Source organism: Blastococcus sp. VKM Ac-2987, from assembly GCF_026967805.1.
Classification (GTDB): domain Bacteria; phylum Actinomycetota; class Actinomycetes; order Mycobacteriales; family Geodermatophilaceae; genus Blastococcus.
Genome location: NZ_JAPVBG010000002.1, coordinates 84,779 through 109,298, shown reverse-complemented (window position 1 = coordinate 109,298; position 24,520 = coordinate 84,779). Strand labels below are relative to the sequence as shown.

22 protein-coding genes and 1 riboswitch are annotated in these 24,520 nt (G+C 76.3%); of the genes, 11 read left to right on the top strand and 11 right to left on the bottom strand.

Annotated features, from left to right (window positions below; translation table 11 throughout):
* Window positions 1-72: 72 nt before the first annotated feature.
* The 5 genes from O2W17_RS09370 (at window position 73) to O2W17_RS09350 (ending at window position 6,313) form a co-directional block, all read left to right on the top strand.
* Complete coding sequence (locus tag O2W17_RS09370) at window positions 73-777, top strand: NYN domain-containing protein (protein ID WP_269192161.1); 705 nt, start codon at window positions 73-75, stop codon at window positions 775-777.
* 100 nt (window positions 778-877) lie between these two features.
* Window positions 878-2,170 carry a GGDEF domain-containing protein gene (locus O2W17_RS09365; protein WP_269192160.1) on the top strand — a complete coding sequence of 431 codons (1,293 nt, stop codon included), beginning with the start codon at window positions 878-880 and terminating at the stop codon, window positions 2,168-2,170.
* Between the two features lie 144 nt (window positions 2,171-2,314).
* Window positions 2,315-2,953: a flagellar brake protein gene (locus tag O2W17_RS09360; protein WP_269192159.1), complete on the top strand. Its 639-nt coding sequence runs from the start codon at window positions 2,315-2,317 to the stop codon at window positions 2,951-2,953.
* Between the two features lie 52 nt (window positions 2,954-3,005).
* Complete coding sequence (locus O2W17_RS09355; protein ID WP_269192158.1) at window positions 3,006-4,703, top strand: ABC transporter; 1,698 nt, start codon at window positions 3,006-3,008, stop codon at window positions 4,701-4,703.
* A complete protein-coding gene (locus O2W17_RS09350; RefSeq protein ID WP_269192157.1) occupies window positions 4,700-6,313 on the top strand; it encodes a GTPase in 1,614 nt (537 codons plus the stop codon). The genes O2W17_RS09355 and O2W17_RS09350 overlap by 4 nt, the downstream gene beginning before the upstream one ends.
* Before the next feature lie 2 nt (window positions 6,314-6,315).
* Here O2W17_RS09350 and O2W17_RS09345 read toward each other — a convergent pair whose 3' ends face one another.
* A complete protein-coding gene (locus O2W17_RS09345; protein ID WP_269192156.1) occupies window positions 6,316-6,825 on the bottom strand; it encodes an ATP-binding protein in 510 nt (169 codons plus the stop codon).
* 126 nt (window positions 6,826-6,951) lie between these two features.
* On the opposite strand from O2W17_RS09345, the gene O2W17_RS09340 reads away from it, so the two are divergent.
* Entirely contained in the window at window positions 6,952-7,641 is a 690-nt protein-coding gene (locus tag O2W17_RS09340) for a GAF and ANTAR domain-containing protein (RefSeq protein ID WP_269192155.1), read from the top strand.
* On the opposite strand, the gene O2W17_RS09335 is transcribed toward O2W17_RS09340, so the two are convergent.
* Together O2W17_RS09335 and O2W17_RS09330 are read right to left on the bottom strand one after the other, a co-directional pair.
* A complete protein-coding gene (locus O2W17_RS09335; RefSeq protein ID WP_269192154.1) occupies window positions 7,638-8,585 on the bottom strand; it encodes a nucleoside hydrolase in 948 nt (315 codons plus the stop codon). The two genes, O2W17_RS09340 and O2W17_RS09335, sit on opposite strands and share 4 nt — an antisense overlap.
* A complete protein-coding gene (locus tag O2W17_RS09330; protein ID WP_269192153.1) occupies window positions 8,582-9,970 on the bottom strand; it encodes an APC family permease in 1,389 nt (462 codons plus the stop codon). The genes O2W17_RS09335 and O2W17_RS09330 overlap by 4 nt, the downstream gene beginning before the upstream one ends.
* A 2,108-nt stretch (window positions 9,971-12,078) precedes the next feature.
* Here O2W17_RS09330 and O2W17_RS09325 point away from each other — a divergent pair.
* Entirely contained in the window at window positions 12,079-14,628 is a 2,550-nt protein-coding gene (locus O2W17_RS09325) for a SpoIIE family protein phosphatase (RefSeq protein ID WP_269192152.1), read from the top strand.
* Window positions 14,629-14,634: 6 nt separating this feature from the next.
* Here O2W17_RS09325 and O2W17_RS09320 read toward each other — a convergent pair whose 3' ends face one another.
* The 5 genes from O2W17_RS09320 to O2W17_RS09300 form a co-directional block, all read right to left on the bottom strand.
* The gene (locus tag O2W17_RS09320) at window positions 14,635-15,057 is read right to left on the bottom strand and encodes an ATP-binding protein (RefSeq protein WP_269192151.1); all 423 of its coding nucleotides are present in this window, start codon (window positions 15,055-15,057) and stop codon (window positions 14,635-14,637) included.
* A gap of 110 nt (window positions 15,058-15,167) precedes the next feature.
* Window positions 15,168-15,923 carry an energy-coupling factor transporter transmembrane component T family protein gene (locus tag O2W17_RS09315; RefSeq protein WP_269192150.1) on the bottom strand — a complete coding sequence of 252 codons (756 nt, stop codon included), beginning with the start codon at window positions 15,921-15,923 and terminating at the stop codon, window positions 15,168-15,170.
* Window positions 15,923-17,296 carry an ABC transporter ATP-binding protein gene (locus O2W17_RS09310; protein WP_269192149.1) on the bottom strand — a complete coding sequence of 458 codons (1,374 nt, stop codon included), beginning with the start codon at window positions 17,294-17,296 and terminating at the stop codon, window positions 15,923-15,925. Before O2W17_RS09310 ends, O2W17_RS09315 begins: the two co-directional genes overlap by 1 nt.
* Window positions 17,297-17,421: 125 nt before the next feature.
* The gene (locus O2W17_RS09305) at window positions 17,422-18,045 is read right to left on the bottom strand and encodes an ECF transporter S component (protein WP_269192148.1); all 624 of its coding nucleotides are present in this window, start codon (window positions 18,043-18,045) and stop codon (window positions 17,422-17,424) included.
* Window positions 18,044-18,147: riboswitch (TPP riboswitch) on the bottom strand. It overlaps the preceding gene by 2 nt.
* A 96-nt stretch (window positions 18,148-18,243) precedes the next feature.
* A complete protein-coding gene (locus O2W17_RS09300) occupies window positions 18,244-19,533 on the bottom strand; it encodes an Nramp family divalent metal transporter (protein ID WP_269192147.1) in 1,290 nt (429 codons plus the stop codon).
* 210 nt (window positions 19,534-19,743) lie between these two features.
* On the opposite strand from O2W17_RS09300, the gene O2W17_RS09295 reads away from it, so the two are divergent.
* Both O2W17_RS09295 and O2W17_RS09290 read left to right on the top strand, forming a co-directional pair.
* Window positions 19,744-20,547, top strand: coding sequence for an SDR family NAD(P)-dependent oxidoreductase (locus tag O2W17_RS09295; RefSeq protein ID WP_269192146.1), 804 nt, complete (start codon window positions 19,744-19,746; stop codon window positions 20,545-20,547).
* Window positions 20,548-20,605: 58 nt separating this feature from the next.
* A complete protein-coding gene (locus O2W17_RS09290) occupies window positions 20,606-20,893 on the top strand; it encodes a GNAT family N-acetyltransferase (RefSeq protein WP_269192145.1) in 288 nt (95 codons plus the stop codon).
* A gap of 36 nt (window positions 20,894-20,929) precedes the next feature.
* Here the strand turns inward: O2W17_RS09290 and O2W17_RS09285 are convergent, their stop codons facing one another.
* Window positions 20,930-21,616: an alpha/beta hydrolase gene (locus tag O2W17_RS09285; RefSeq protein ID WP_269192144.1), complete on the bottom strand. Its 687-nt coding sequence runs from the start codon at window positions 21,614-21,616 to the stop codon at window positions 20,930-20,932.
* On the bottom strand, window positions 21,613-21,831 hold the full coding sequence (locus O2W17_RS09280) for a hypothetical protein (RefSeq protein ID WP_269192143.1): 219 nt from the start codon (window positions 21,829-21,831) through the stop codon (window positions 21,613-21,615). The genes O2W17_RS09285 and O2W17_RS09280 overlap by 4 nt, the downstream gene beginning before the upstream one ends.
* Window positions 21,832-21,931: 100 nt before the next feature.
* On the opposite strand from O2W17_RS09280, the gene O2W17_RS09275 reads away from it, so the two are divergent.
* Window positions 21,932-22,669 (top strand): hypothetical protein, encoded by a 738-nt coding sequence (locus O2W17_RS09275; RefSeq protein WP_269192142.1) that lies wholly within the window; start codon window positions 21,932-21,934, stop codon window positions 22,667-22,669.
* A 41-nt stretch (window positions 22,670-22,710) separates the two neighbouring features.
* Here O2W17_RS09275 and O2W17_RS09270 read toward each other — a convergent pair whose 3' ends face one another.
* Window positions 22,711-23,718, bottom strand: a complete 1,008-nt coding sequence (locus tag O2W17_RS09270) for an MDR family NADP-dependent oxidoreductase (RefSeq protein WP_269192141.1) — start codon at window positions 23,716-23,718, stop codon at window positions 22,711-22,713.
* Window positions 23,719-23,813: 95 nt separating this feature from the next.
* Between O2W17_RS09270 and msrA the strand changes: the two genes are divergently transcribed.
* On the top strand, window positions 23,814-24,467 hold the full coding sequence (msrA, locus tag O2W17_RS09265) for a peptide-methionine (S)-S-oxide reductase MsrA (RefSeq protein ID WP_269192140.1): 654 nt from the start codon (window positions 23,814-23,816) through the stop codon (window positions 24,465-24,467).
* Window positions 24,468-24,520: the final 53 nt, after the last annotated feature.

Sequence of the window (24,520 nt, the reverse complement as noted above, 5' to 3'; positions counted from 1 at the left end):
CCGCGCCCGGCCGCCACGCCCGCACCGTCGCCCCCGGGGACGCCGGGCACCGGCGCCGGGCAGACTGTCCCCGTGCTGGACACTTCCGAGGCCACGGCCGGGATCGGTGCGAAGCCGGCGCGGGCCGCCGACGACGGGCGGCCGCGCCCCCCGCTGGACCTGCTGATCTGGGACGCCCCCAACATCGACATGACCCTGTCGACGGTCATCGGTGCCCGGCCCACGGCAGCCTCGCGGCCGCGCTTCGACGCGATCGCCGCCTGGTTCGTCGAGGGCGCCGGCGGGGCCGAGACCGCCCCCGACGTGCCCGACGTCGAGGCCTGCGTCTTCGCCAACATCCCGCCGCAGCCGGGCTCGCTGCAGCGCTGGGTGGAGGCGCTGCGGGGCTTCGGCTACTCGGTGTTCGCCCGGCCGAAGTCGCAGCCCGACGACGACATCGACCAGGACATGCTCGACCACATCGCCGTCCGGCAGCACAGCCACCGGCTCCGGCGGCTGGTGGTGTTCTCCGGTGACGGCCGCAACTTCGCCGAGCCCCTCGAGGAGCTCGTCCGGCAGGGCACCGAGGTCGTCGTGGTGGCCTTCAGCGAGGTGGCCGGGTACGCGATCGGCTCGGACCTGCTGCAGTTCATCGACATCGAGGACGTCCCGGGCGCTTTCGTCGAGCCCCTGGACCGGGTCCGCCTCGACGCCCTGCCGCCGGACGGTGCCTGGCTGCGGCCGACCCGCAGCCTGCGCGAGTTCGTCGCCGGGTTCACGGCCCGCCGCAACGGCTGACCTGGGCGGCTGACCTGGGCGGATGCCGTCCGGGTCACCCGTCCGGGTGGCATCTCCCCGGATCGTTCAGGGAGCCCCCGGACCTGCCGATCGCAGAACCGTGCCGTTCTCGATCCCCCTGCGCCTGCTGGGGATGCTGCGCCGGAGCGACGTGCTGCCCGCAGTGGCGCCGTCCCCGGTGCCCGGCGGCATGCCGGTGGGCGGGCGGGGAGGCGCCGCGACGGTCGGCCAGCTGGCCCAGGCCGTCCCCGGCCTGCCCGAGGAGCTGGCCGACCGGGCCCGCACCGCCGGGCTGCTGGTCGCCGGGGTCGCCGTCGCCGCCGTCCCGCTGTGGTCGCTGGTCGACCTGGTGACCGAGGCCGAGGCCGAGAACGCCACCACCTTCCTGGCGGTGCGCCTCCTGTGCGAGATCCCGATGCTGCTGGCCCTGCTCGCGCTCTGGCGCCTGCCGCTGGGCCGTCGCCGACCCGAGCTGCTCACCTTCCTGGTGCTGGCCGTGGTGCAGTCGGAGGTGGCGTGGATCGTGACGCGGTCGGCCGATCCGCAGTACCACCTGCTCGGCTTCACCCTCGCCATCTACGGCAGCGGCTGCGTGCTCGTCGCGCGGCCGCGCTGGACCGTGGCCCTGGTCGCCGTCTCCTGGGCCGCCCTGGGGTTCTTCTCCCTCAGCACCGGCACCGGGCTGTCGGCCGCGGACCTGCTGGCCGTGAGCGTCTACCTGGCCACCGCGTCCCTGATCGCCGTGCTCGCCCACCTGCGCCGGCACACGCTCACCACCCGGGAGCTGCTCACCCGGGCGCGGCTGGAGCACGAGCAGCAGCGGACCGGCCTGCTGCTCGCCCAGCTGGAACGGCTCAGCCACGAGGACCCGCTCACCGGGCTGGCCAATCGCCGCCGGTGGGACGCCGAGCTGACCGCGCTGTGCACGAGGGCCAGGCAGCGCGGCGAGGTCCTGAGCGTGGTGCTCGTCGACCTCGACCACTTCAAGGACGTCAACGACCGGCACGGGCACGGCGGCGGTGACGACGCGCTGCGCGCGGTCGCCGGCCTGCTGTCCGCCCGGGTGCGCGGGGGCGACCTCGTCGCCCGCCTCGGTGGCGACGAGCTCGCCGTCCTCCTGCCCGGCGCCGACGCGGTGCGGGCGGCCGAGGTGGCCGAGCAGCTGCGTCGCGAGGCCCGCCTGCTGCAGCCGCCGGGGTTCTCGCCGGGGGAGCTCAGCCTGTCCCTCGGGGTGGCCGCCGCAGCCGGCGCGGACGCCCACCCGCCGGAGCTGATGTCCCGGGCCGACGAGCGGCTCTACCGGGCCAAGACCACGCGGAACGCCGTCGGCGCCGCGGAACCCGTCGCCGCAGCGGCAGCCCGCCCGGTGATCGGGACCCGTCCGTCCCCCTGACCTGCGGGGACGGGACGACGGCGAGTCGCCACGGCGCGTCGCCGGGCGGGCGCACCGGCGGCCGCCCCGGACCGGGTTACCGTTCCCGCGCGGGTCGGCGGAGCACCAGGGCGCCGGCGCGAGCACCGAATCGGAAGAGGATCCATGACCAGCGTTCCCGGCGTCGACCACCCGGCCGAGCAGACCGAGGCCGAGGTCCGGCTGGCCGGCACGAACGTCGCCGTGAGCTCGCGGGTGGAGGTCGTCCACTCCGGGGTGATCTCCGTGCGGCCGTCCGCCGGCGAGTACGTGGCGGAGACCGTCGTGCAGCCCGGCGACGCGGTCGAGGTGTTCTGGCGCACCACCGAGGGGCAGCGCGCGCTGCCGGCCGAGGTGCTCGAGGTCCAGCAGGGTGCGGTCGTGCGCTGGCGGCTCACGGTCACCGGCCCGGCCGAGCACAGCCAGCGCCGGGCAGCGGTCCGGGGCCGGGTGGTCCTGCCGGTGGAGGCCGGCCTCGGCTCCGTGGAGCTCTCGGGCGAGACGCTGGACGTCAGCGAGGCCGGCCTGCGGGTCCAGTTCGAGGGCTTCGGCATCCCGCCCGAGCCCGGGACCACGCTGGCGCTGACCCTCCGCTTCGAGGACGGACCGCTCCGGGTCACCGGCGAGGTGATCCGCCTGCAGGCCCGCGGCGCCCGCTGGGTGATGAGCATCCGGTTCGTCGGCATCGCCGAGAAGGAGGAGGACCGGGTCCGGCGGAGGGTGTTCCAGGCGCTGCGCGAGGAGCGCGCGCGGCTCGCCGAGTGACCGCGGGAGAACCGGCGGGTAGCGGGCGGCGTCCCGGGGCAGAGCAGCAGGTGTGACCACGTCGACGCCTCGCCTGCCCGAGGCCCTCATGGTCCTCCGGGACCGGCTGGCCACCGCACCGCTGGGGCTGGCGACGCCGGCGCGCGACGACGCCGTCCGGGCCGCCCGGAGCGTCGCCGACCAGATCGACGACTACCTGTTGCCCCGCCTGCTCGACCTCGACGCCCCGCTGCTCACCGTCATCGGCGGCTCCACGGGCGCCGGGAAGTCGACCCTGGTCAACAGCCTGGTCGGCGCGCCGGTCACGACCGCCGGGGTGCTGCGCCCGACGACGCGGGCCCCGGTGCTGGTCTGCTCCCGGGCCGACGCCGGCAGCTTCTCCGGCGACCGCGTCCTCCCCGGGCTGGCCCGGGTCACCGGCGGCGACGGCGGGCCCGGGACGGTGCAACTCGTCGTCCGCGACGACGTCCCCGCCGGCCTGGCCGTCCTCGACGCGCCGGACGTCGACTCGGTGGTCGCCTCCAACCGCGACCTCGCCGGGCAGCTGCTGGCCGCCGCCGACCTGTGGGTCTTCGTCACGACGGCGGCCCGCTACGCCGACGCGGTGCCCTGGGACCTGCTGCGCACCGCCGAGGAGCGGGGCACGGCGCTGGCCGTCGTCCTGGACCGGGTGCCGCCCGAGGCGGCCGCGGAGATCACGGCCGACCTCGCGGGCATGCTCGAGCGGTCCGGCCTGGCCGCGGCCCGGTTGTTCGTGATCGAGGAGCGCCCCCTCACCGAGGGCCGGCTGCCCGAGGACCAGGTCGCCCCGCTGCGGAGCTGGCTGCACGGCCTGGCGGCCGACCAGGAGCAGCGGGCGGCCGTGGTGCGCCAGACGCTCGGCGGTGCCCTGGACAGCCTGCAGGAGCGCACCGCCGTGGTGGCCGCGGCCGTGGACGAGCAGCTCGCCGTCGCCGGGGCCCTGCACGACGCCGCGGCCGCCGCGTACGACGCGGCGCGCGACGGGATCGACGAGGGCGTCCGTAGCGGCAGCCTGCTGCGCGGGGAGGTGCTCGCCCGCTGGCAGGAGTTCGTCGGCACGGGGGAGTGGATGCGGACGCTGCAGAACCGGGTCGGGTGGGTGCGCGACCGGGTCGCCGCGGCGCTGACCGGCCGTCCCGCGCCGGCCGAGAGCCTGCAGGGCGCGCTGGAGAGCAGCGTGGAGCAGCTCCTCCGGGCCGAGGCGGACCGGGCCGCGGAGCGGACGGTCACGGCCTGGCGGTCGCTCCCGGCCGGCCCGGCGCTGCTGGCGGGCGACGAGCGCGAGCTCGCCGGCGTGTCCCCGGACTTCCCCGAGGCCGCCGCCGCGCAGGTGCGTGACTGGCAGGGCACGGTGCTGGACCTGGTGCGCAGCGAGGGCGCCGACAAGCGCTCGCGCGCCCGGCTGCTGTCGTGGGGGGTCAACGGTGCGGGGGCGGTGGTCATGGTGGCGGTCTTCGCCCAGACCGGCGGGCTGACCGGCGGCGAGGTCGCGGTGGCCGGCGGGACGACGGCCGTCGGCCAGCGGGTGCTGGAGGCGGTGTTCGGCGACGCCGCGGTGCGGGCGCTGGCCGAGCGGGCGCGGGCCGATCTGGACGATCGGGCGGAGACGCTGCTGGCCTACGAGCAGGACCGCTTCGACGACCGGATCGCCGCGGCGGCCCCGCTGCCACCCGCCGCGGACGAGTTGCGCGCGGCCGCCCGGGCCCTGGCCGGGATCCGCCGGGCATGAGGGGCAAGGACACGTCGCTGGCCGACCGGCTGGCGGCCCTGCGGGAGGCCGTCGAGGTCGCCGACGGACGGCTGGAGGTCCCGGAGATCGCCCAGGCCCGGGCCGTGCTCGCCAAGGCCGGGGCCCGCGAGGCACTCGGCGACGCCACGGTCGTCGCGCTGGCGGGGGCCACCGGCAGCGGGAAGTCGACCCTGTTCAACGCCCTGTCCGGCAGCGAGGTGAGCACGCCGGGCGTGCGGCGGCCCACCACCGGCGTCGCGCACGCCACCGTCTGGGGCCGGCCGGACGACGGCACCGACCGGTTGCTGGACTGGCTGGAGGTGCCCCGGCGGCACCGCCGCGAGCCGGAGGCCGCCCTGGACGGGCTGGTCCTGCTCGACCTGCCCGACCACGACAGCGTGCGCGTCGAGCACCGGCTGGAGGTCGACCGGCTGGTCGGGCTGGTCGACGTCCTGGTCTGGGTGCTGGACCCGCAGAAGTACGCCGACGCCGCCGTCCACGAGCGCTACCTGGCGCCCCTGGCCGGCCACGCGGGGGTGCTGCTGGTCGTGCTCAACCAGGTCGACCGGCTCGACGAGGCGGCCGCCCGCGCGTGCCTGGCCGACCTGCGCGGCCTGCTCGACCGGGAGGGGCTGGCCGCCACGCCGCTGCTCGCGGTCTCCGCACGCACCGGCGCTGGGCTGGCGGAGCTGCGCGGTGAGATGGCCCGCCGGGTGGGCGCCCGGCGGGCGGCCGGCGAGCGGCTGCTGGCCGATGTGCGCGGCAGCGCCGCGGGCCTGGCGGCGCACTGCCCCGAGTCCCCGGACGGCGGCGGCCGCCGCTGGGGCCGGTCGGCCGGCGGGCCGCCCGACGAGGGGCTCGCCGAGGACCTCACCGGCGCCCTGGCCGACGCGGCCGGGGTGCCCACGGTGACCGCCGCCGTCGAGCGCTCGACCCGCAGGGAGGGGACCGGGTACACCGGCTGGCCGCTGCTGCGCTGGACGCGCAAGCTGCGCGCCGACCCGCTCGACCGCCTGCACCTGGGCGACGCCCGGGCGCGCACCTCCCTGCCGGCGGCCGGCGTGGTGGAGCGCGCGCGCATGGCGACCGCCGTGCGAGAAGCCCGCGAGACCGTCGGGGAGGGGCTGGCGCCGGCCTGGCGGGACGAGCTGCGGCGGACGGCCGAGGTGTCCGAGGACCGGCTGGCCGATGCGCTGGACCGGGCGGTCGGCGGTACCGACCTCGGCCCCGACCGGGTGCCGCTCTGGCAGCGGGCGGCCGCCGGGCTGCAGTGGCTGCTGCTCGCCACCGCGCTCGTGGGCGCGCTCTGGCTGCTGGCGCTCGTCGCGCTCGGGTTCTTCCAGCTCGACGAGATCGTGCCGCTGCCCCGGGTGGAGGGCGTGCCGCTGCCCACCCTGCTGGTGGTCGGCGGGCTGCTGGCCGGCCTGCTGCTCGCCGTGCTGTGCCGCCCGCTCGTGGCGCTGCGCGCTCGCCGGCGGGCCCGGACGGCCGACCGGCGGCTGCGGGCGGCCGTCCGGGAGGTGGCGGTGGAGGAGCTGCTGGCCCCCATGGGGGAGGTGCGCACCGACGCCGGCCGGTTCTGCGCCGCGGTGGCCGCCGCCCGGCGCTGAGGTCAGTCCCGGGGGATCCCCGGGGAGCGCTGCTCGGGGAGCCGGTCGCGGAACGGCTCGGCCACCTCCCGGCCGGTGGGCAGCAGCGCCCAGACGTGCTTGCGGCCGGGCCGCTCCTCCCACCCGTAGGCGGTGGACAGCTGGGCCACCAGGTGCAGGCCCATGCCGCCGAGCGCGGGATCGCGGTCCACGGCCGGTACCGGCGGGCGGTCGGGAGCCTCGTCGCTCAGGTCCAGCAGCCAGCCGGCGGGGCCGGCCACCACCAGGGCGCGCACGTCGCCGCCACCGTGCCGCAGCGCGTTGGAGGCCAGCTCCTCGAACACCAGGAGCAGCCCGTCGCGGGCGTCCTCGGTCGACGCCGCGGAGACCGACGGGTGCGCGATCCGGGCGCGCAGGTCGGTGCGCACCCGGGAGACGACCTGCATGGCCTCCAGCTGCCAGTGCCAGACGTCGCCGGGGACGGAGGGGACGGGCGCGCTCGGCCACGCGTCGTGGGCCAGCTCGTCGGCCATCGCTTCCTCTCGCGTCTGCTCCGCAGGCGGCACCGGGACCCGGCTTGGTCGCACCATCCTGACCGATGCCGCGCCGGCGCGCGAAGGGGGGCGACCGGCGAGTTCCGCACCAGGCACACTGGACGGGTGGACGACGCGCTGCGCGAGCTCAGCCGGGTGGCCCTCGGTGGGCGGGAGCTCGCCGACGTCCTGGGCGACATCACCGCCATCGCGGCGCGGGTGATCCCGGGCGCCGAGTCCGTGTCGACCACCCTCATCCGGGGTGAGAAGGCCTTCACCGCCGCGCACGCCGGGGCGATGTCGCTGGAGGCCGACGAGCTCCAGTACGAGGAGGGCAGCGGCCCCTGCATCGACGCCGGCCGCGGCGGGGTCGTCCTGCGCATCGACGACGTGCGCACCGAGGAGCGCTGGCCGGACTACATGGCCCGGGTCCGGACGACCCGGGTGCGCAGCTCGCTCTCGGTGCCGCTGCCCTACCAGGGCACGAGCATCGGCGCCCTGAACGTCTACTCGACCGAGGTGGCGGCCTTCGCGTCGCCGGACTCGCTGGCCGCGGGGCTGGGGGCGGCGGAGATGATCGCGGTGGCCGTCGCCAACGCCGACGCGCACGCCCGGCTGGCCGACGACGCCCGGAACATGCGCATCGCCATGGAGTCGCGCGCGGTCATCGAGCAGGCCAAGGGCGTCCTCATGGCGCAGCAGGGCGTCGACGCCGAGCAGGCGTTCGAGGTCCTCCGGCAGGCCTCCCAGCGGTACAACCGCAAGCTGCGCGACATCGCCGCCGGCATCGTCGACGGGGTCGTGGCGCGTTCCTAGGCGAGGTCCAGGCGGGCCAGCCGGGACACCAGGAACTCCACCGCGGCCGCGGGGTCGACGTGCTCGGCCACCTCCACGGCCGTGCCGGCCGCGGAGACCGACCGCCGGTCGACCAGCGTCTGGCCGCGGCCGGCACCGAGCGTGGTGTCGACGACGACGTCGCGCCGCACGGTGCCCAGGGTGCCCGGGACGATCGCCTCGGTGAGCGCCAGGGCGTCGTGCACCACGACGCCGGCCGTGCCGTACGCGTCCCGGGCGTGGTCGACGTACTGCTGCAGGATCGCCGCGGCGGAGCGGCCGACCGGACCGGCCGCGGCGAAGCGGGCGATGCCCTCCACGGTCAGGACCGTGGGCAGGGTGACGTCCAGCCCCACCAGCACCGTGGGCAGCCCGGAGGTGAACACCGCCTGGGCCGCCTCGGGGTCGGACCAGATGTTGAACTCCGCCGCGGCGGTGACGTTGCCGCCCCGGCCGGCGGAGCCGCCCATGACCACCAGCCGCCCGATGCGCGCGGCCGCGTCCGGGGAGACGGCGAGCAGCAGCGCGATGTTGGTGAGCGGGCCGATGGCGGCCACGGTCACCGGCTCCGGGGAGGACAGCAGCAGCTCGGCCAGGGCGACCACGGCGGGGCGCGGGTCGACCGCGGCCGGGGACGGCGGTAGCTCCACGCCCCCGAGCCCGGCGGCGCCGTGCACGTGCCCGGCCCGCTCCGGCTGGGGGTGGATCAGCGAGGCCCGCGCGCCGGCGGCGACCGGCACGTCCGAGCGGCCGGCCAGGTGCAGCACCCGCAGCGCGTTCTCGGTGACCTGCGCCAGCTCGACGTTGCCGTGCACGGTCGTGACCAGCCGCAGGTCCACCTCCGGGCTGGCCAGGGCGAGCAGGACGGCGAGGGCGTCGTCGATGCCCGGATCGGTGTCGATCACCAGCGGGGTGCGGTCGGTCACCGCGGGATCCTCCCAGCCGGCTCGGCGGGTGCGTCCGGGCCGGCCCGGTCGGCTCCCGCCCACCACGGCGCCCGCGCCAGGAGGTAGAGGAGCACGCCGACGGCCAGCTCCGCGCCGGCCAGCAGCCAGGTGCGGCCCTCCTGCTGCCACAGCAGCAGCAGGCAGGAGGCGATCGCCAGCACCGGCAGCACCGCCGGCGCGCGGAAGTGCTCCTGCTCGACCCGGTCGCGGCGCAGCACGAGCACGGCGACGTTGGTGCTGAGGAAGACCAGGAGCAGCAGCAGGACGACGGCGTTGGCCAGGGCGCCGAGGTCGCCGACGAGCGTGAGCCCCATCGCCACCAGCGTGGTGAGCACGATGGCCACCCACGGGGTGCGGCGCCCGGGCAGCACCCGGCCCAGGGGGCTGGGGAGCAGCCGCTGCTCGGCCATCCCGAAGACCAGCCGGCTGGCCATGATCATGGTCAGCAGCGCGCCGTTGGCCACCGCGATCAGCGCGACGAGGCTGAACAGCTGGTCGGGCACGCCGACGTCGGCCGCCTGGACGACGGCGAGCAGCGGGCCGGAGGAGGCGGCCAGCTCGTCCGGCGCGAGCACCACCGACGCCGCCAGGCCCACGAGCAGGTAGACCAGCCCGGCCACCAGCAGCGAACCGAACAGCGCCCGCGGGTAGACGCGGCGCACGTCGCGCACCTCCTCGGCGATGTTGGCCGAGGTCTCGAACCCCACGAAGGAGTAGTAGGCCAGCAGCGCCGCGGCCAGCACGCCGGAGGTCACCGACACCCCCGCCGGGAACTCGAGCACCCGGCCGGGGTCGCCGTCGCCCCGGCCGAGCACCAGCGCCCCCAGCACCACGACCAGGACCAGCCCGGAGACCTCGATGACGGTCATCCCGACGTTGGCGCGCACCGACTCATGGATGCCGCGCGCGTTGAGCAGCCCGACGAGCAGCAGGAAGACCACGGCGGCCGGGACGGCGGGCACGTCGAGGAAGACGCCGAGGTAGTCGCCGGCGAAGGCCAGCGACAGGCCCGCCGCGCTGGTGACACCGGCCGCGAGCATGCAGAACCCGACGAGGAACGAGATCAGCGGGCTCCGGTAGGCCCGCTGCGCGAACACCGCCGAGCCGCCCGCGCGGGGGTACTTGGTGACCAGCTCGGCGTAGCTGGCGGCCGTGAGCAGCGCGAGGCCGAGCGCGACCAGCAGCGGTAGCCACACGGCCCCGCCCACCTCGCCGGCGATGACGCCGATCAGCGCGTAGATCCCGGCGCCGAGCACGTCGCCGAGGATGAACAGGAACAGCAGCCGCCCGCTGACCGCGCGGCGCAACCGGGTGGGGTCCGCCTCGGCGGGGTCGCTGCCGTCGGCGGCTCCATGATCACTCACCGGCTGAGTCTGCGAGCGGCCCGGAGCGGCGGCAATTCGGCGGGCGCCCGACCGGGCGAGACGTCCGACACGCCAGGCGCAGCGCGCAGCCCCCGGCATGACCGGGCCCTCCGTCCGCTCTTTCCACGCTCAGGGCGCACCGGTAAGTCGACAAGGGAATGCGCCGGGAAAGGGGTCACCGGCCATTCGGGAAAGGCCCGGCAACGGTTGGGTCACGCGCTTCCGGAGGCGTGTCGGAACAGCGCCGTCAGGACGCTCCCGGTCCCTACCTTTCTCCTTGTCCGCAGCACCTTCCCCGGCTGCGGACACGACTTCGGGAGGCGACATGAGCAGCAGCCAGCCAGCCGTACGGCCGGCCGCGGCGGCCGTGCGCGCCGGCCTGCCCGGGCGGGAGCCGGCCGGCACGCTGGCGGGGCTCATCGGCGTCCTCGACCGGGCCGACGAGGCCCGGCCGCGCCAGCGCCCCCGTCCGGCTCCGCACCGCGCGGCCGCCCGCCCCGTGCCGCTGCGGTCCGTCCCGCCGGCACCGCCGGCCCGCGCCGCGCGGGTGCCCGCCCCGCTCACCCCGCGCGTCGTCGTCGTCCCCGAGCGGGTCCGCCGGCCCCTCGGCGGGCTGCGCGGGATCACCCGGCGGATGGCGCTCTGGGGCGCCGGGGAGCAGGGCGAGAACCTGGCCTGGCGCGTCGCCGCGCACCCCGCTCCGGAGCCGGGCCGCCGCCGCGCCGCCGTGCGCGCCTTCGGCCGCCGGATGGCCCTCTGGGGCGCCGGCGAGCACGGCGAGCACCTCGCCTGGGGCGGGCCCGCCCGCTCCACGCGGCCCGGCGTCGACGCTCCCGTGGTGCTGCGCGAGCTGCCCAGCACCCCCTCGATCCAGCCCGTGGCGTCTTCCCCCGTCGCGGCGCTCCTTCCCGCGGGACCGGCCTCGTCGCCGGGGTCGCGAACCGGTACGGCCGCACCTGACGCGACCGCCCGTCCCACCGCCCCGAGCTCCACGGAGCCCTCGGCACGGAGCCGGCCAGGCGTCGGCTGGCGTCCACCGCGGGACCGGCCGTCCTCGGTTCGGTACGGGGCGCGGTCCACGCCGCCGTCCTCCCCGGTCCGCACCTCCGGCCCGACGAGCCGCACCCCCCGGGTGCCGGCACCGAGATCCCCCGGGGGGTCCGGTGGCGCCGGGGCACGGGGCGATCCGTCCGGGTGCCCGGTCCGGGGTTCGCCCCTCCCGCCGCGACGAACCTGGCCCGCGAACGGACCTCCTCCTGAGCCGTTCCCCGTGCGGCCACCCTCGTCGCACCCCCGCCCGGCGCCCCCCGCGCCGAGCTGAACCTGCCGCGCGACCACGGCACCCAGCCGCGGAACGCCGTCTCCCGCTCTCCTGTCGAGCACGCCGGAACCGGCCACCCTCTTCCCCGGGTGGCACGGATCGTCGACTCGGTTCCCGAGCACGTCCCCCCTCGGCCGACCTCGGCCGCACCTGGCCCACCTCCGACGGTGCCCCTCCGGGCGCCCGCAGACCGCTCCGCTCGACGTATCCGGCCTCGTCCCCCCGCACGGCTCCTGCTCCGCAGGCAGCGCGCGGACCCTCCAGGGAGGCACGGATCGCCGGCGGCCGGACCGCGGACCCGGAACCGTCCCGCGAGGTGGACGACAGGCCTCCTGCCGGTGCCCGCTGGCGCGATCCCCCTCGCGACCACCGGGTCTCTGACCGGCCGGTGCCTGGCCGGGTTGCGGCGCGGCGCGCCACCGGCCCGCCGGCCGGCAGGGGTGCCGACGTCCCCGGGACCCGGGGTCCGACGTCCACGGACCAGCGCTCCGGGGCAGCGCGGGGACGACGTCCCGGCGACCGTGGCCCGTGCCGGTGGACGGGACGCCCCGTCCGCTCTCCCCGCCGGACGGCGGGCGCCCCGCCGGAGCGGGCCGGACCGCTGGACGGTCCGGCCCCCGGCCGGGCGCCCGCCCCGGCTCCGGGTACCGCCCGGTCCCCTTCCCCTTGCGGACCCCGCCCGAGTCGCGCACGTCCGGTCCGGGGGTGTGACAGGCTCTACCTCCCGCCGCGGCACCGGAGCCGACCGTGCCGTCGGCCCCGCGGACCGTCTGTGGAGGCAAGTCCCGTGAGCGCCGCCGAGCTCCCCGACGGGCCGGCCCCCCAGGGGTCCCCGGACGGGGTCGCGTCCGGTCCCGGGGACCGCGCCGAACTGGTGCGCCGGCTGGCCGGCGAGGCCCTCGGCAACCGCAGCCTGCAGCGGCTCACCGATCTGGCCACCCGGCTGCTCGACTGCGACTCCGCCCAGGTGTCGCTCGTGGGCGAGGTCCAGACCGCGGTGGCCGGCACGGGGCTGCCGCCCGGCGGCATCGGGGCACGGCTGCCGCTGACCGAGTCGCTGTGCGCCGTCGCCGTCATGGCCGACGAGCCCCTCGTCGTGCCGGACGCCGCCCGCGACGAGCGGGTGTCCGACCGGGAACCGGTCCGCGCGGGGGAGGTCGGCGCCTACCTGGGCATCCCGCTCCGGGTCATGGGCGGCGAGCCGATCGGTGCGCTGTGCGTCTACGAGCCCCGGGCGCGGACCTGGACCGACCGGGACGTCGCCCTGCTCCGCCAGCTCGCCGACTCCGTGGGCACGGAGCTGCAGCTCATGGCCCTCACGGCCGAGTACGAGGCCCACCGGCTGCGCTTCGAGCTGGCGATCGACGCCGCGGGCATCGGCAGCTTCGACTGGAACCTGGAGACCGGGCGGCTGCTCTGGGACGACCGGCTGCTCGCCCTGTTCGGCTACGAGCGGGCGGAGTTCGACGAGACCATCGACTCCTTCCTCGCGCGCATCCACCCCGACGACCGGGAGCGGACGACGGACGCCCTGCAGGCTGCCGTCGACGGGGAGCGCGACTACGACGCCGAGTTCCGCGTCGTGCTGCCGACGGGGGCGACCCGCTGGGTGCGGGGCAGCGGCCGCGCGGTCGCCGACGACGGCGGGACGGCGGTGCGGCTGCTCGGGGCGGGGTACGACACCACGCCGCAGCGGCAGGGGGACGTGCGGATCGCCCGTCTGCTCGAGGCGATGAAGGCCTCGTTCTTCTCCCTGGACCGGGAGTGGCGCTTCACCTACGTCAACGCCGAGGCCGAGCGCGTCCTGGGCGCCTCGCGCGAGGAGCTGCTCGGCGGGGTGGTCTGGGAGCTGTTCCCGGCGGCCCTGGGCAGCGACTTCGAGCGGCACTACCGGGCCGCGGTGACCAGCGGCGACGAGCAGCTGTTCGAGGCCTACTACCCGCCGCCGCTGGACGCGTGGTTCGAGGTGCGCGCCTGGCCCACGCCCGACGGGCTGTCGGTGTCCTTCCTCGACGTGACCGAACGCCGGGCGGCCGAGGAGCGGGCCCGGCGCAGCGCCTCCCGCCTCGCACTCGTCGCGCACAGCACGACGGCCATGGCCGCCTCGCTCGACAGCCGGGGGCAGGAGGAGGCCGCGCTGCAGCGGGTCGCCGGGTTGCTCGTCCCCGAGCTCGGGGACTGGGTGATCCTCAGCCTCGTCGACGCCGAGGGGCGGATGCGCGACGTCGCCAGCGCGCACCGCGACGCGGACCGCGGGGGCGTGGTCGCCGACTACGCGGCCACCCGGCTCGCGGCCCTGCGGCCGGACGCCCCCGTCCTGCGGGCGCTCGCCTCGGGCCAGGCGCTCGTCGTCCCCGACGTCGGCGCGGCCGTCGGCCGGACGCTGCCGCCGGGTCCGGCGAGCGACGCGTTCTGGTCGCTCTCCCCGCGGTCGGCGATGACGCTGCCGATGGCGACCCGCGGCCGGACGCTCGGCGCGATCAGCCTCTACCGGTCGGCCGACCGGCCGGTACCCGGTGAGGAGGACGTCGCGACGGCGCGGGACATCGCCGGGCGGGTCGCGCTGGCGCTGGACAACGCGCGGCTCTACCAGCAGCAGCGGCGGCTGGCCGAGGGGCTCCAGCGCAGCCTGCTCACCGCCCCGCCGCAGCCGGACCACTCCGAGATCGTGGTGCGGTACCACCCGGCGATGGCCGTCGCCGAGGTCGGTGGTGACTGGTACGACGCCTTCCTGCAGCCGTCGGGCGCCACGATGCTGGTCATCGGCGACGTCGTCGGCCACGACACCGAGGCGGCCGCGGCCATGGGGCAGCTGCGCGGCATGCTGCGCGGCATCGGCTACCGGGACGGCATCGGCCCGGCCACCGTCCTGGCCGACCTCGACGCCGCCGTCCAGGGGTTGGGCATGGGCACCCTGGCGACCGCCGCGATCGTCCGCGTCGAGCAGACCGCCGAGGAACGCGTCGCAGGCGTCACCCGGCTGCGCTGGTCCAACGCCGGTCACCCGCCGCCGCTGGTGCTCCGCCCGGACGGCCGGATCGAGGAGCTGGCCGGCGAGCGCGCCGAGCTGATGCTGGGGGTGGACGCCGGCGCGCGACGGACCGAGACGGTGGTGACCGTGCCGCGGGGCACGACCGTGCTCCTCTACACCGACGGCCTGGTGGAGGGGCGCGACCTCTCGCTCGACGAGGGCACGGACCGGTTGCGGTCAGCGCTGGTCGAGCTTGCCGACCGGCCGCTCCCGGAGCTGTGCGACGCGGTGATCGAGCGCCTGCGGCCCGAGGGGCTGCAGGACGACGTCGCCCTGGTGGCCATCCGCCTGCACCCGCAGGACTGAGCGGGCTCAGCTCGCGAGCAGGGCCCAGACGTGCTTCGCGCCGTCGCCGACGTACCACCCGTGCTGCGGCGCGAGCTCGGCGATGAGGTAGAGCCCGAGCCCGCCGAAGCTGGGATCGCGGCCCACGGCCGGCGTCGGTGGGGTCTGCGTCGCCTGGTCGGAGACCTCGACGAGAAAGGCGCTGCCGGTGCTGCGCAGCGCCGCCCGCACCTCCCCGCCGCCGTGGCGCAGCGCGTTGGAGGCCATCTCGTCCAGGGCGAGCACCAGCCGGTCGAGGAGGTCGTCGACCGCGCACCCGTGCACGCACCGCCGCACCTCCGCGCGGACGGCGGGGAGCTGCGCGACGTCGCGCAGCTGCCAGGAGAGCACGGTCTCGGCGGGAGGGGGGAACGCCGACGGCCAGATGGTGCCGGCCGCCTGCCCTGTCACGCGCGCTCCTCGATCCCCCGGGCCGGCGTGGTTCCGCGTCGGCCGAACAATCTCGTATCGGCCTCTCCGGCGGGGATCAAACCTGAAGTCGCCCAGATCACACGGATCGGTCAGCCGATGAACACCGGTGACCAGTACCCGGTGAGGACGCTGACGGTGACGGCGACCGCGCAGACGGCTCCCGTGGCCAGCACGAACCAGGTGTCGCGCGGGTGGAGCAGGGACCCCCGCGCGTTCGTGCGGGTGATCCCGGAGTCGAAGCCCCGGGCGTCCATCGCCGTCGCCAGCCGGGAGCCGCGGCGCACCGCGCCGACCAGCAGCGTGAAGCCCACCCCGGCCAGCAGCCGGACGCGGGCCACGGGGTTGCGGCCGGCCTCCACCCCGCGGGTCCGCCGGGCCAGCCGCACCGCCTCGAACTCCGCCACCAGCAGCGGGGCCAGGCGCAGCGCGGCCAGCGCGCCGTAGGCGAAGCGGGTGGAGACCCCCCAGTGGATGGTCAGCGCGTCGGCGAGCCGGACGGGGTCGGTGGAGGCGACCAGCAGCACCCCCGGCAGGGCCAGCCCGATCACCCGCAGCGCCAGTCCGGCGCCGGTCACCGGATCGGCGTCGGAGGCCAGCAGCACGTTGACCACGCCGACCGAGGCGGCGCCGAGCAGCAGCGGCCAGGTGCGCCGCCACAGGTCGCGCAGGTCGGTGAGGCCGGCGGCCGGCAGGAGGCACAGCTCGGCCGCGAGCACGATCGCCGGGGTGACGATGTCGAGGCTGGTGAGCAGCACGACGGTGACGATCCCGATGGCGGTCAGCTGCGCCACCGGGTTGATCCGGGACAGCGGGACGTCGGCCACCGGCCCCAGCACCATGACCATCAGAGCGCCAGCTCTGCGTCGGCCAGGACCTCGACCAGGTCACGGTCGTGGGTGACCGTGACGACGGCGCAGCCCCGGGCCCGCTGCTCGGCGAGCAGGGTCACCACCTCGCGCCAGGTGGCGGCGTCCTGCCCGAAGGTGGGCTCGTCGAGCACCAGCACGCGCGGGGAGGTGGCCAGCACGGTGGCCACCGACAGCCGGCGCTGCTGCCCGCCGGAGAGCGTGTAGGGGTTGGCGTCGGCGAACGCGGTGAGCCCGAGCCGCTCCAGCAGCTCCTCGGCCGTGGCCCGGGCGGCGGCGTCCCCGGTGCCCGACCGCAGCGGCCCCAGCGCCAGCTCGTCGCGCAACCGCCCGGTCAGGAACTGCTGCTCGGGGTGCTGGAACACCGTGCCGATGCGGGTGACCAGCTCGCCGGCCCGCCAGCGGATGGGCGCCCGGTGCCCGCCGCGCACCCCGGCGGCCAGCTCCCCGGCCGCCTCCACGCGGCCGGTGGTCGGCGAGCGGAGGCCGGCCAGCAGGAGCGCGAGCGTGGACTTGCCGCTCCCGTTGGGCCCGGTCACCGCGAGGGCCCGTCCGCCCTGCAGGGCGGCGCCGGTGGGGCGCAGCGCCGGGGTCGCCGTCCCGGGGTAGGTGAAGCCGGCCGCGTCGGCGGTGAGCAGGACCGGTCCGTCCGCTCCGGGGAGGAGCTCGAGCCCGGCGGTGCGGCGGGCCGGCCGCCAGCCCGGGGGCTGCTCGACCAGCCCGCCCGGCAGGAGCTCCACCACGCGGTCCACCAGCGGCAGCCACGGGCCGGCGTCGTGGTCGACGACGACCACGGTCGCCCGCCGGTCGGCCGTCGCCCGGGCGACGGCGGCCCGGACCACGTCGGCTCCCGCGGGGTCGAGCTGGGCGGTCGGCTCGTCGAGCAGCAGCAGGCCGGGGCGACGGGCCAGCGCACCGGCGAGCACCAGCCGCTGCTTCTCCCCGCCGGACAGCGCCTGCGTCGGCCGCTCCCGCCCGTAGCCGAACCCGACCGCCGCCAGGGCCTCGTCCACGCGCGGCCAGATCTCGTCGGCGGGCAGGCCGGCGTTCTCCAGCCCGAAGGCGACGTCGTCACCGGCGCGGGTCATGACCAGCTGGCTGTCGGGGTCCTGGGCGAGCATCCCGAGCCGCCCGCGGGCGGCGTGCGGCGCGACGCCGTCCACGGTGAGCTGGCCGGCCTGCTCGGCGGCCTCCGGGTCGAGGATGCCGGCCAGCGCCGCCAGCAGCGTCGACTTCCCGGCCCCGGACGCACCCGTCAGGAGCACCCGTTCACCGGGTTCGACGGTCAGGTCGACGTCGGCCAGCGCCCAGGCCCGCCGCGAGGCGTGCCGGACGCCGAGGCCGCGGGCCACGATCCGGGACGGGCCCCCGGCGACGGTCCCGGACGCACCGCCCTCCCCGGACGGTCGGTCTCTGCCCACGGTGGTGGGCAGAGACCGACCGCCGGGGGTGCTCCTCCTGAGCACGCGGCGCCGGGTCAGACCCGCTGGCGGCCCGCGGCGAAGGAGCTGAGCGCTCCCGTGCGGGCCAGCGCGCGCACCAGCAGCAGCCCGACGACGCCGGCGAGCAGCACGCTGGAGAGCACGGTGAACACGGCGTAGGCGACGTTCAGCCCGAACGCGACCTCGGCGTAGTAGAGCGTGATGTCGAGCGTCGCCGTGGAGAGCCCGGCGGTGACGGCGGCCAGGATCGCGGTGCCCCAGCCGAAGCTGCGGTAGCGGGTGAGCAGGAAGCCCAGCTCACCGCCGAGGCCCTGCACCAGGCCGTAGACGACGATGATGCCGCCGTAGGGGGACCCCAGCAGCAGGCTGACCGCGGCGGCCAGCGTGGAGGCGAACACCGCCGCCCCCGGCTTGCGCACCAGCAGCCCGGCGACCACGCCCGGCATCAGGTAGACGCCGTTCAGCAGCCCCTTGATCGGCGGGAAGAAGTCCAGCGGCGTGGACGCCGCCTCGCCGACCAGGTTCCAGGCCCAGAAGACGACGCCGAAGGCGACGCCCAGGACGGCGGTGACGACGATGTCGACGGTGCGCCAGCGCACGCCACCAGGGTTGCGCTCGGTGGTGTCGGCGGACGACGGATGGACGGCCGGTCGGGCCATGTCTCTTCCTCCAGGCTCCCTGCGCCGGCATGACCCGGATCAGGTTCGAGGGTCTGCGGTGTCCCGCACTCTCAGCGCCGAAGCGCTCCCCTGCTGTGAATGTGTCTTCAGTTGTGCCGCCGAGCGTAGACCAGCCCGCCGACCGCCGCCCCACCCCCGCTTTCCGCGGGGACCCGCCCCGCCCCGCGGAGGAGCGGCTCAGCCGAGCAGGCCGAGGAGCAGGTGGGCGTTGAGCCCGATGATCAGCGCCGCGATCACGGCCCCGGCGATCGTGGTGACCCGGCGGTTCACCCAGCCGGCCATCAGGTCGCGGCGGCTGGTCAGCCACAGCAGCGGCACCAGCGCGAACGGGATGCCGAAGGACAGCACCACCTGCGACCACACCAGGGCGGTCGTCGGGTCGCCGCCCAGCACCAGCACCGCCAGCGCCGGCGCCAGGGTGATCAGCCGGCGGGTGAGCACCGGGATGTGCCTGCGCAGGAAGCCGGCCATGACGACCTGACCGGCGTGCGTGCCGACCGAGGAGGAGGCGAACCCGGAGGCCAGCAGGGCGACGGCGAAGGCGAGCGCGGCACCGGTGCCCAGCTGGTCGCCCAGCCCGGCGTGCACGCCCTCGAGGGTGTCGGCGCCGCTGCCGCTGGTGAACAGCTGCGCGGCGATGATCAGCATCGCGGCGTTGACCAGCCCCGCCAGCCCCATCGCCAGCAGCACGTCCAGCCGCTGGGCCCGCAGCAGCCGCCGCCGTCCCTGGTGGGTGCGGCCGGCGGTGACCGCGTCGCCGTAGCGACCGGGGGTGAGCGCGGAGTGCACGTAGATGACGTGCGGCATGACCGTGGCGCCGAGGATGCCGGTGGCCAGCAGGATGCTGTCGGCGCCCTCGAACGAGGGCACCATGCCGCCGGCCACGCCGCCCATGTCGACCCCGGCGCCGACCAGCGTGTAGCCGAAGCCCAGGCCGACGACCAGCAGCAGCCCGGTGATGACCCGCTCGAACGGCCGGTGCCCGCGGGACTGGGCCGCCAGCAGGATGAAGGCGACGACCGCGGTGATCAGCCCGCCGATCGGCAGCGGCACCCCGAACAGCAGGTTCAGGGCGATCGCGCCGCCGACGATCTCGGCCAGGTCGGTGGCGATGGCGACGGCCTCCGCCTGCAGCCACAGGCCCCAGGTGACCGGCCGGGGGAGGCGCTCGCGGCAGAGGGTGGCCAGGTCGCGGCCGGTGGCCAGCCCGAGCTTCGCCGTCAGCGACTGGATCAGCATCGCCATGAGGTTGGCCGCGACGATGACCCACAGCAGCGTGTACCCGAACGCCGCGCCACCGGAGAAGTTGGTCGCGAAGTTGCCCGGATCGACGTAGGCGACGGCGGCGACGAAGGCCGGGCCCAGCATCGACCACAGCCGCCGGCGGCCCGGCGCGGGCGGTGCGGGGCGCACGGGCGCCCCGAGGGTCGTCGGCAGCACGGCGGCCTCGGTCTTCGACAGGTACACGTAGGCCTCCGGGCGGATCAGGACTGGGCGGTCGCTCCTGTCCTGCCCGCCCGGGGTGTCACGCCGGGGCCGACCGGTGGCCCCCGGGGGCCAAGGTCAGGCTCGCCTTGCCGGCGACGGCCGGGGCGCGCGGACGGCGGGGATCCGGATGGGTCGGCAGCGGCCCGGCTGGGCAGGGACGGGGGCACACCCGTCGCTCCTGGAGGTCCCGTGCCCGACACCGCCGTCCGCCCCCTCGCCCTCGTCACCGGTGCCTCCAGCGGCATCGGGCTCGAGCTGGCCAAGCAGTTCGCCGAGAACGGCTACGACCTGATCGTCGCCGCGGAGGACACCGCGCTGGAGGCGGCGGCCCTGCAGCTGCGCCAGCGCGGCGCCGCCGTCTCCCCGGTGCGCGCCGACCTGGCCCGCCGCGAGGAGGTGGAGAAGCTGGTGGCCGCCGTGCGCGGCGCGGGCCGCCCGCTCGACGCGGCCGCCCTGAACGCCGGCGTCGGCGTCGGCGGCCGCTTCGTCGAGACCGACCTGGAGGCGGAGCTGGACCTGGTGGCGCTGAACTGCGTCTCCACGATGCACCTCGCCAAGCGGGTCGCCCAGGACATGGTGGTCCGCGGCGAGGGGCGCATCCTGTTCACCTCGTCGGTCGCCTCCCAGGCGCCGCAGCCCTTCCAGGCGGTCTACGGGGCGTCGAAGGCGTTCGTCCAGTCCCTGGCGCTGGCGCTGCGCGAGGAGGTCGCCGACACCGGCGTCACCGTCACCGCCATGCTCCCCGGCCCGACCGACACCGAGTTCTTCGACCGCGGCGACCTCACCGACACCAAGCTGGGCGCCTCGGACAAGAAGGACGACCCGGCGCAGGTGGCCGAGCAGGGCTTCCGCGCCCTGATGAAGGGCGAGGCCACCGTGTTCGCCGGGTCCCTGGCCAGCAGGGCGATGGGGCGCATGTCGGCGATGACCCCCGACACGGTCGCCGCGAAGACCATGAAGCCGATGACCGCCCCGGGGTCCGCCGACGGGTGAGCCGTCGGGCACGATCGGGCGCGGGACGCCGCCGGAGCTGACCGCTGGTCCGCTGCGGATGCGGCCGTGGCGGGAGACCGACGTGGACGCCGTGTTCGCCGCGCAGACGGCGGACCCGGCGTCCCGGCTGTGGGCCGGCGGTGGCGCCCTCGACACCCGCGAGGACGCGGTCGCGCTGGTCGAGCGGCTGCGCATCCAGCCCGGCCGCGCCTCGTGGGCGGTGGTGGACGGCGGCACGGGCGACCTGCTCGGGTCCGTGACGGTGCACTCGATCGACCTGCGCCAGGGCAACGCGCGGATCGGCTACCGGACGACCGGGGCCCCGGGGACCGCCCCCGGCAGCTGACCCGCAGCTGATCCGCGGGACGGCGGCGGTGCGTCCTCAGAGCGGGACGGCCAGGCCCTCCGGCGCCGGCCGGGCCAGCGCCGCGGCGACGTCGGGCCGCATCGGCGCCAGCCCCGCCCCGGCCAGGACGACGTCACGGGTGAAGGCGTGCCAGCGGTGCGCGGAGCGCAGCATGCTGTGCCCGCCCGGAACGGTGAACCGGGCCACCCGGGCGCCCGCCCGCTGGGCCCGCACGGCGAAGTCGGCGGAGAGCTGGGCGGGGACCCACCGGTCCCCGCTGCCGTGGAGGATCGCGACGGTGCGGTCCCGCAGGTGCCCCACCGGCTCGCCGGGCGGCGTCCAGGGCGCGAGCGCGCACACCGCCGTCACGCCGTCGTGCCCGCCGGCGCGCAACGCCGCCCGGCCGCCCATCGAGTGGCCGACGAGCACCACCGGCAGGTCGCCGTGCTCGGCGCGGATCCGGTCCAGCGCCCAGCGCACGTCGGCGTAGGCGTCGGCCGCCGCACCGTTCCAGCCGGCCACCCGGTAGCGCAGCAGGCAGGTGGTCAGCCCCTGGCCGGCGGCGGCCGAGGACACGAACTGCTCGATCGCCCGCATCCGCACGACCGACAGGGCGCGTTCCTTGGGCGGCTCCACGCTCGCGACCGTCCCGCCGTGGCAGAACAGCGCGACCGCGCGGGGCTCGGTGGTCGCCGCCCGGGTCTCGAGAACCGGCTCGGTCACGCCCGGCGGGATCGGCGGGACCGGCGTCCGCCGCCCAGGCTGGCCCGGGCTCGGTCGCCGAGGTCACCGGCCTTGAGCAGGGCGTTGCTGATCGTGGACGGGCCGCGGCGCCGTTCGAGCGCCCGCCCGAGCCGGCGCAGCACGCCGGTGGCCAGGGGGACGACGAAGGTCAGGAGCAGCCACATGCGCAGCCGGCGGGTGAAGAAGAGCCACATGAGGTGCAGTCTGCCCGCCGACGGCCGACGGTGAACCCCGGGCACCCCTCACCGGGGTGGGGCCTCGCGGTCGCCGTCCTGCCACGACCAGAATCGGGTCGTGCCCGACTCCCTGCGCCCGACCCGCTGGCTCATCCCGTTCGTGGTCGTGACGCTCGGTCTCGTCGTCCTCAGCGGTGCCCTGGCCTGGTCGGCCTCGCCGATGCTCGTCGAGCGCGGTCAGTGGCGGATGTACGTCGACGTCTACGACGAGACGAACCTGACGACGTGGTGGTCCACGGTCGTGCTGGCGCTCGGGGCCGTCTCCTACGCGGTGGTGGCCGCGCTGTCAGGGCCGGGCTGGCAGCGCCGCCGGTGGGCGGTGCTGGCCGCGGTCGTCGCGTTGCTCTCCCTCGACGAGGCGACGGTGCTGCACGAGCGGCTGGACAGGTTCGTGCTCGACTGGCTGAGTCCCGAGGACTTCCCCTACCTGTGGGTGGTGCCCGGGCTGGCCATCGGCGCGGCCGTCGTGATCTGCGTCGTCGTGCTCACCTGGACCGCGCCGCGTCAGGCCCGTCGCTGGCTGGTGCTGGGCTTCCTCCTCCTGCTGGGCTCTGCTCTCGGCGGGGAGCTGGTGCAGGGCTGGCTGGTGTCGGAGGGTCGGCTGGGCCTGCCCTTCGTCCTCTGCTACCACCTCGAGGAGGCGGGCGAGATGCTCGGTGGGGTGGCGCTGCTGGGCGGTGGCCTGCGCATGCTGGTGCTGCGGCGTGCCGCGCCGGGGGTCCGGCTGGAGCTGGTGGGGGCCGGAACGGCGGACCGGGCGGACGACGTGACCACCGACGTCGCAGCTCTCCGCTAGCAGACCTCGTCGGCGCGCCCGGTCCTCGGGAACCGCCCGGGTCAGTCGGCCAGCTTGACGATCATCTTCCCGGTGTTCCCCCCGCGGAGGAGGTCGAGGAACGTGTCCACCGCGTTGTCCAGCCCCTCGCGGACGGTCTCGCGGACGACGAGCTGCCCCGAGGTGAGCAGGCCGCCGACCTTCTCGGTGAACTCGTCGCGCATGTCCGCGTGGTCGCCGACGATGAAGCCGCGCAGGCTGAGCTTCTTCGTCACCATCATGAACATGTTGCGCGGCCCGGGCTGGGGCTCGACGGCGTTGTAGCCCGAGATGGCCCCGCACAGCGCGCCCCGGCCGAACTCGTTGAACGCGCCGATGGCCGCCTCGAGGTGCTCACCGCCGACGTTGTCGAAGAAGACGTCGATGCCGCCGGGCGCCGCCGCCGCGAGCTGCTCCCGCACCGGCCCGTCGTGGTAGTCGAAGGCCGCGGTGAACCCGAGCTCCTCGGTCAACCAGCGCACCTTCTCCGGCGTGCCCGCGCTGCCGATGACCGCGGAGGCGCCGTTTAGCTTCGCGAACTGGCCGACCAGGCTGCCCACCGCGCCGGCGGCGCCGGAGACGAAGACGGCGTCGCCCTCCTGGAAGCCGGCCAGCCGGAACAGCCCCACCCAGGCGGTGAGGCCGGGCATGCCGAGGACGCCGAGGTGGTAGCTGGGCGGGATGCCCGGCAGCTCGGGCAGCACCCGGACGTGCGCGGCGTCGAGCACGGCGACGTCCCGCCAGGCCGCGTCGGCGAGGACGAGGGCCCCCTCGGGCACGTCGGGGGAGCGGGAGGCGACCACCCGGCCGACCGCCCCGCCCTTCATCGTCTCGCCGATCTCCCAGCTGGCGGCGTAGGACTTCCCCGCGTTCATGCGGCCGCGCATGTACGGGTCGACGCTCATCACCAGCATCCGGACGACGACCTGGCCGTCGGCCGGGTCGGGCCGCTCCAGCTCGACCAGGCGGAAGTCGTCGGGGGTCGGCTCGCCGTGCGGCCGGGCCGCCAGCTGCCATTCACGCGTCGTCACGGGCACACCCGCGATCCTGCCCCGTGCAGGTCAGGGCCGCAGCGGCCGGTCCGGTCGTGCACCGCCGGGTTGCGACGCGGGCCTACGCTCGGGGCATGTTCCTCTCCCGGTCCAAGACGCAGCCCGTCCCGGCCGAGGACGCGCTGCCCGGCCGTCCCGACCCGCTGCCGCACGTGCCCGAGGTGCACGCGATCAACGGCAACCGCATCCAGCCGCCCTTCCCCGACGGCATGCAGACCGCGGTCTTCGGCGCCGGCTGCTTCTGGGGCGTGGAGAAGGTGTTCTGGGAGCTGCCCGGGGTCTACTCCACCGCCGCGGGCTACGCCGGCGGGCACACGCCGAACCCCACCTACGACGAGGTCTGCTCCGCGCGGACCGGGCACACCGAGGTGGTCCTCGTGGTCTTCGACCCCGCCGTGACCTCCTACGAGCAGCTGCTCAAGGCGTTCTGGGAGGACCACGACCCGACGCAGGGCATGCGGCAGGGCAACGACATCGGCACCCAGTACCGCTCGGCGATCTACTACGCCTCGCCGGAGCAGGAGAAGGCCGCCCTCGCCACCCGCGACGCCTACCAGGAGCGGCTGAAGGCGGCCGGCTACGGCGAGATCACCACCGAGATCGCGCCGCTGGGGGAGTTCTTCTACGCGGAGGACTACCACCAGCAGTACCTCTACAAGGTGCCCAACGGTTACTGCCCGGTGCACTCGACCGGCGTCTCCTGCCCGGTGGGCCTGCCCGGCGTCTGACCCGCTCTCCCCGGGCATAGGAGGCAATGCCTACGGTTCAGACCCCGAAACCG

Coding starts and splice junctions, on each gene's coding strand:
- O2W17_RS09360 (WP_269192159.1), top strand. CDS start 2,315: ATGACCAGCGTTCCCGGCGTCGACCACCCGGCCGAGCAGACCGAGGCC.
- O2W17_RS09350 (WP_269192157.1), top strand. CDS start 4,700: ATGAGGGGCAAGGACACGTCGCTGGCCGACCGGCTGGCGGCCCTGCGG.
- O2W17_RS09345 (WP_269192156.1), bottom strand. CDS start 6,825: ATGGCCGACGAGCTGGCCCACGACGCGTGGCCGAGCGCGCCCGTCCCC.
- O2W17_RS09315 (WP_269192150.1), bottom strand. CDS start 15,923: ATGGTCATGGTGCTGGGGCCGGTGGCCGACGTCCCGCTGTCCCGGATC.
- O2W17_RS09305 (WP_269192148.1), bottom strand. CDS start 18,045: ATGGCCCGACCGGCCGTCCATCCGTCGTCCGCCGACACCACCGAGCGC.
- O2W17_RS09290 (WP_269192145.1), top strand. CDS start 20,606: ATGCGGCCGTGGCGGGAGACCGACGTGGACGCCGTGTTCGCCGCGCAG.
- O2W17_RS09280 (WP_269192143.1), bottom strand. CDS start 21,831: ATGTGGCTCTTCTTCACCCGCCGGCTGCGCATGTGGCTGCTCCTGACC.
- msrA (WP_269192140.1), top strand. CDS start 23,814: ATGTTCCTCTCCCGGTCCAAGACGCAGCCCGTCCCGGCCGAGGACGCG.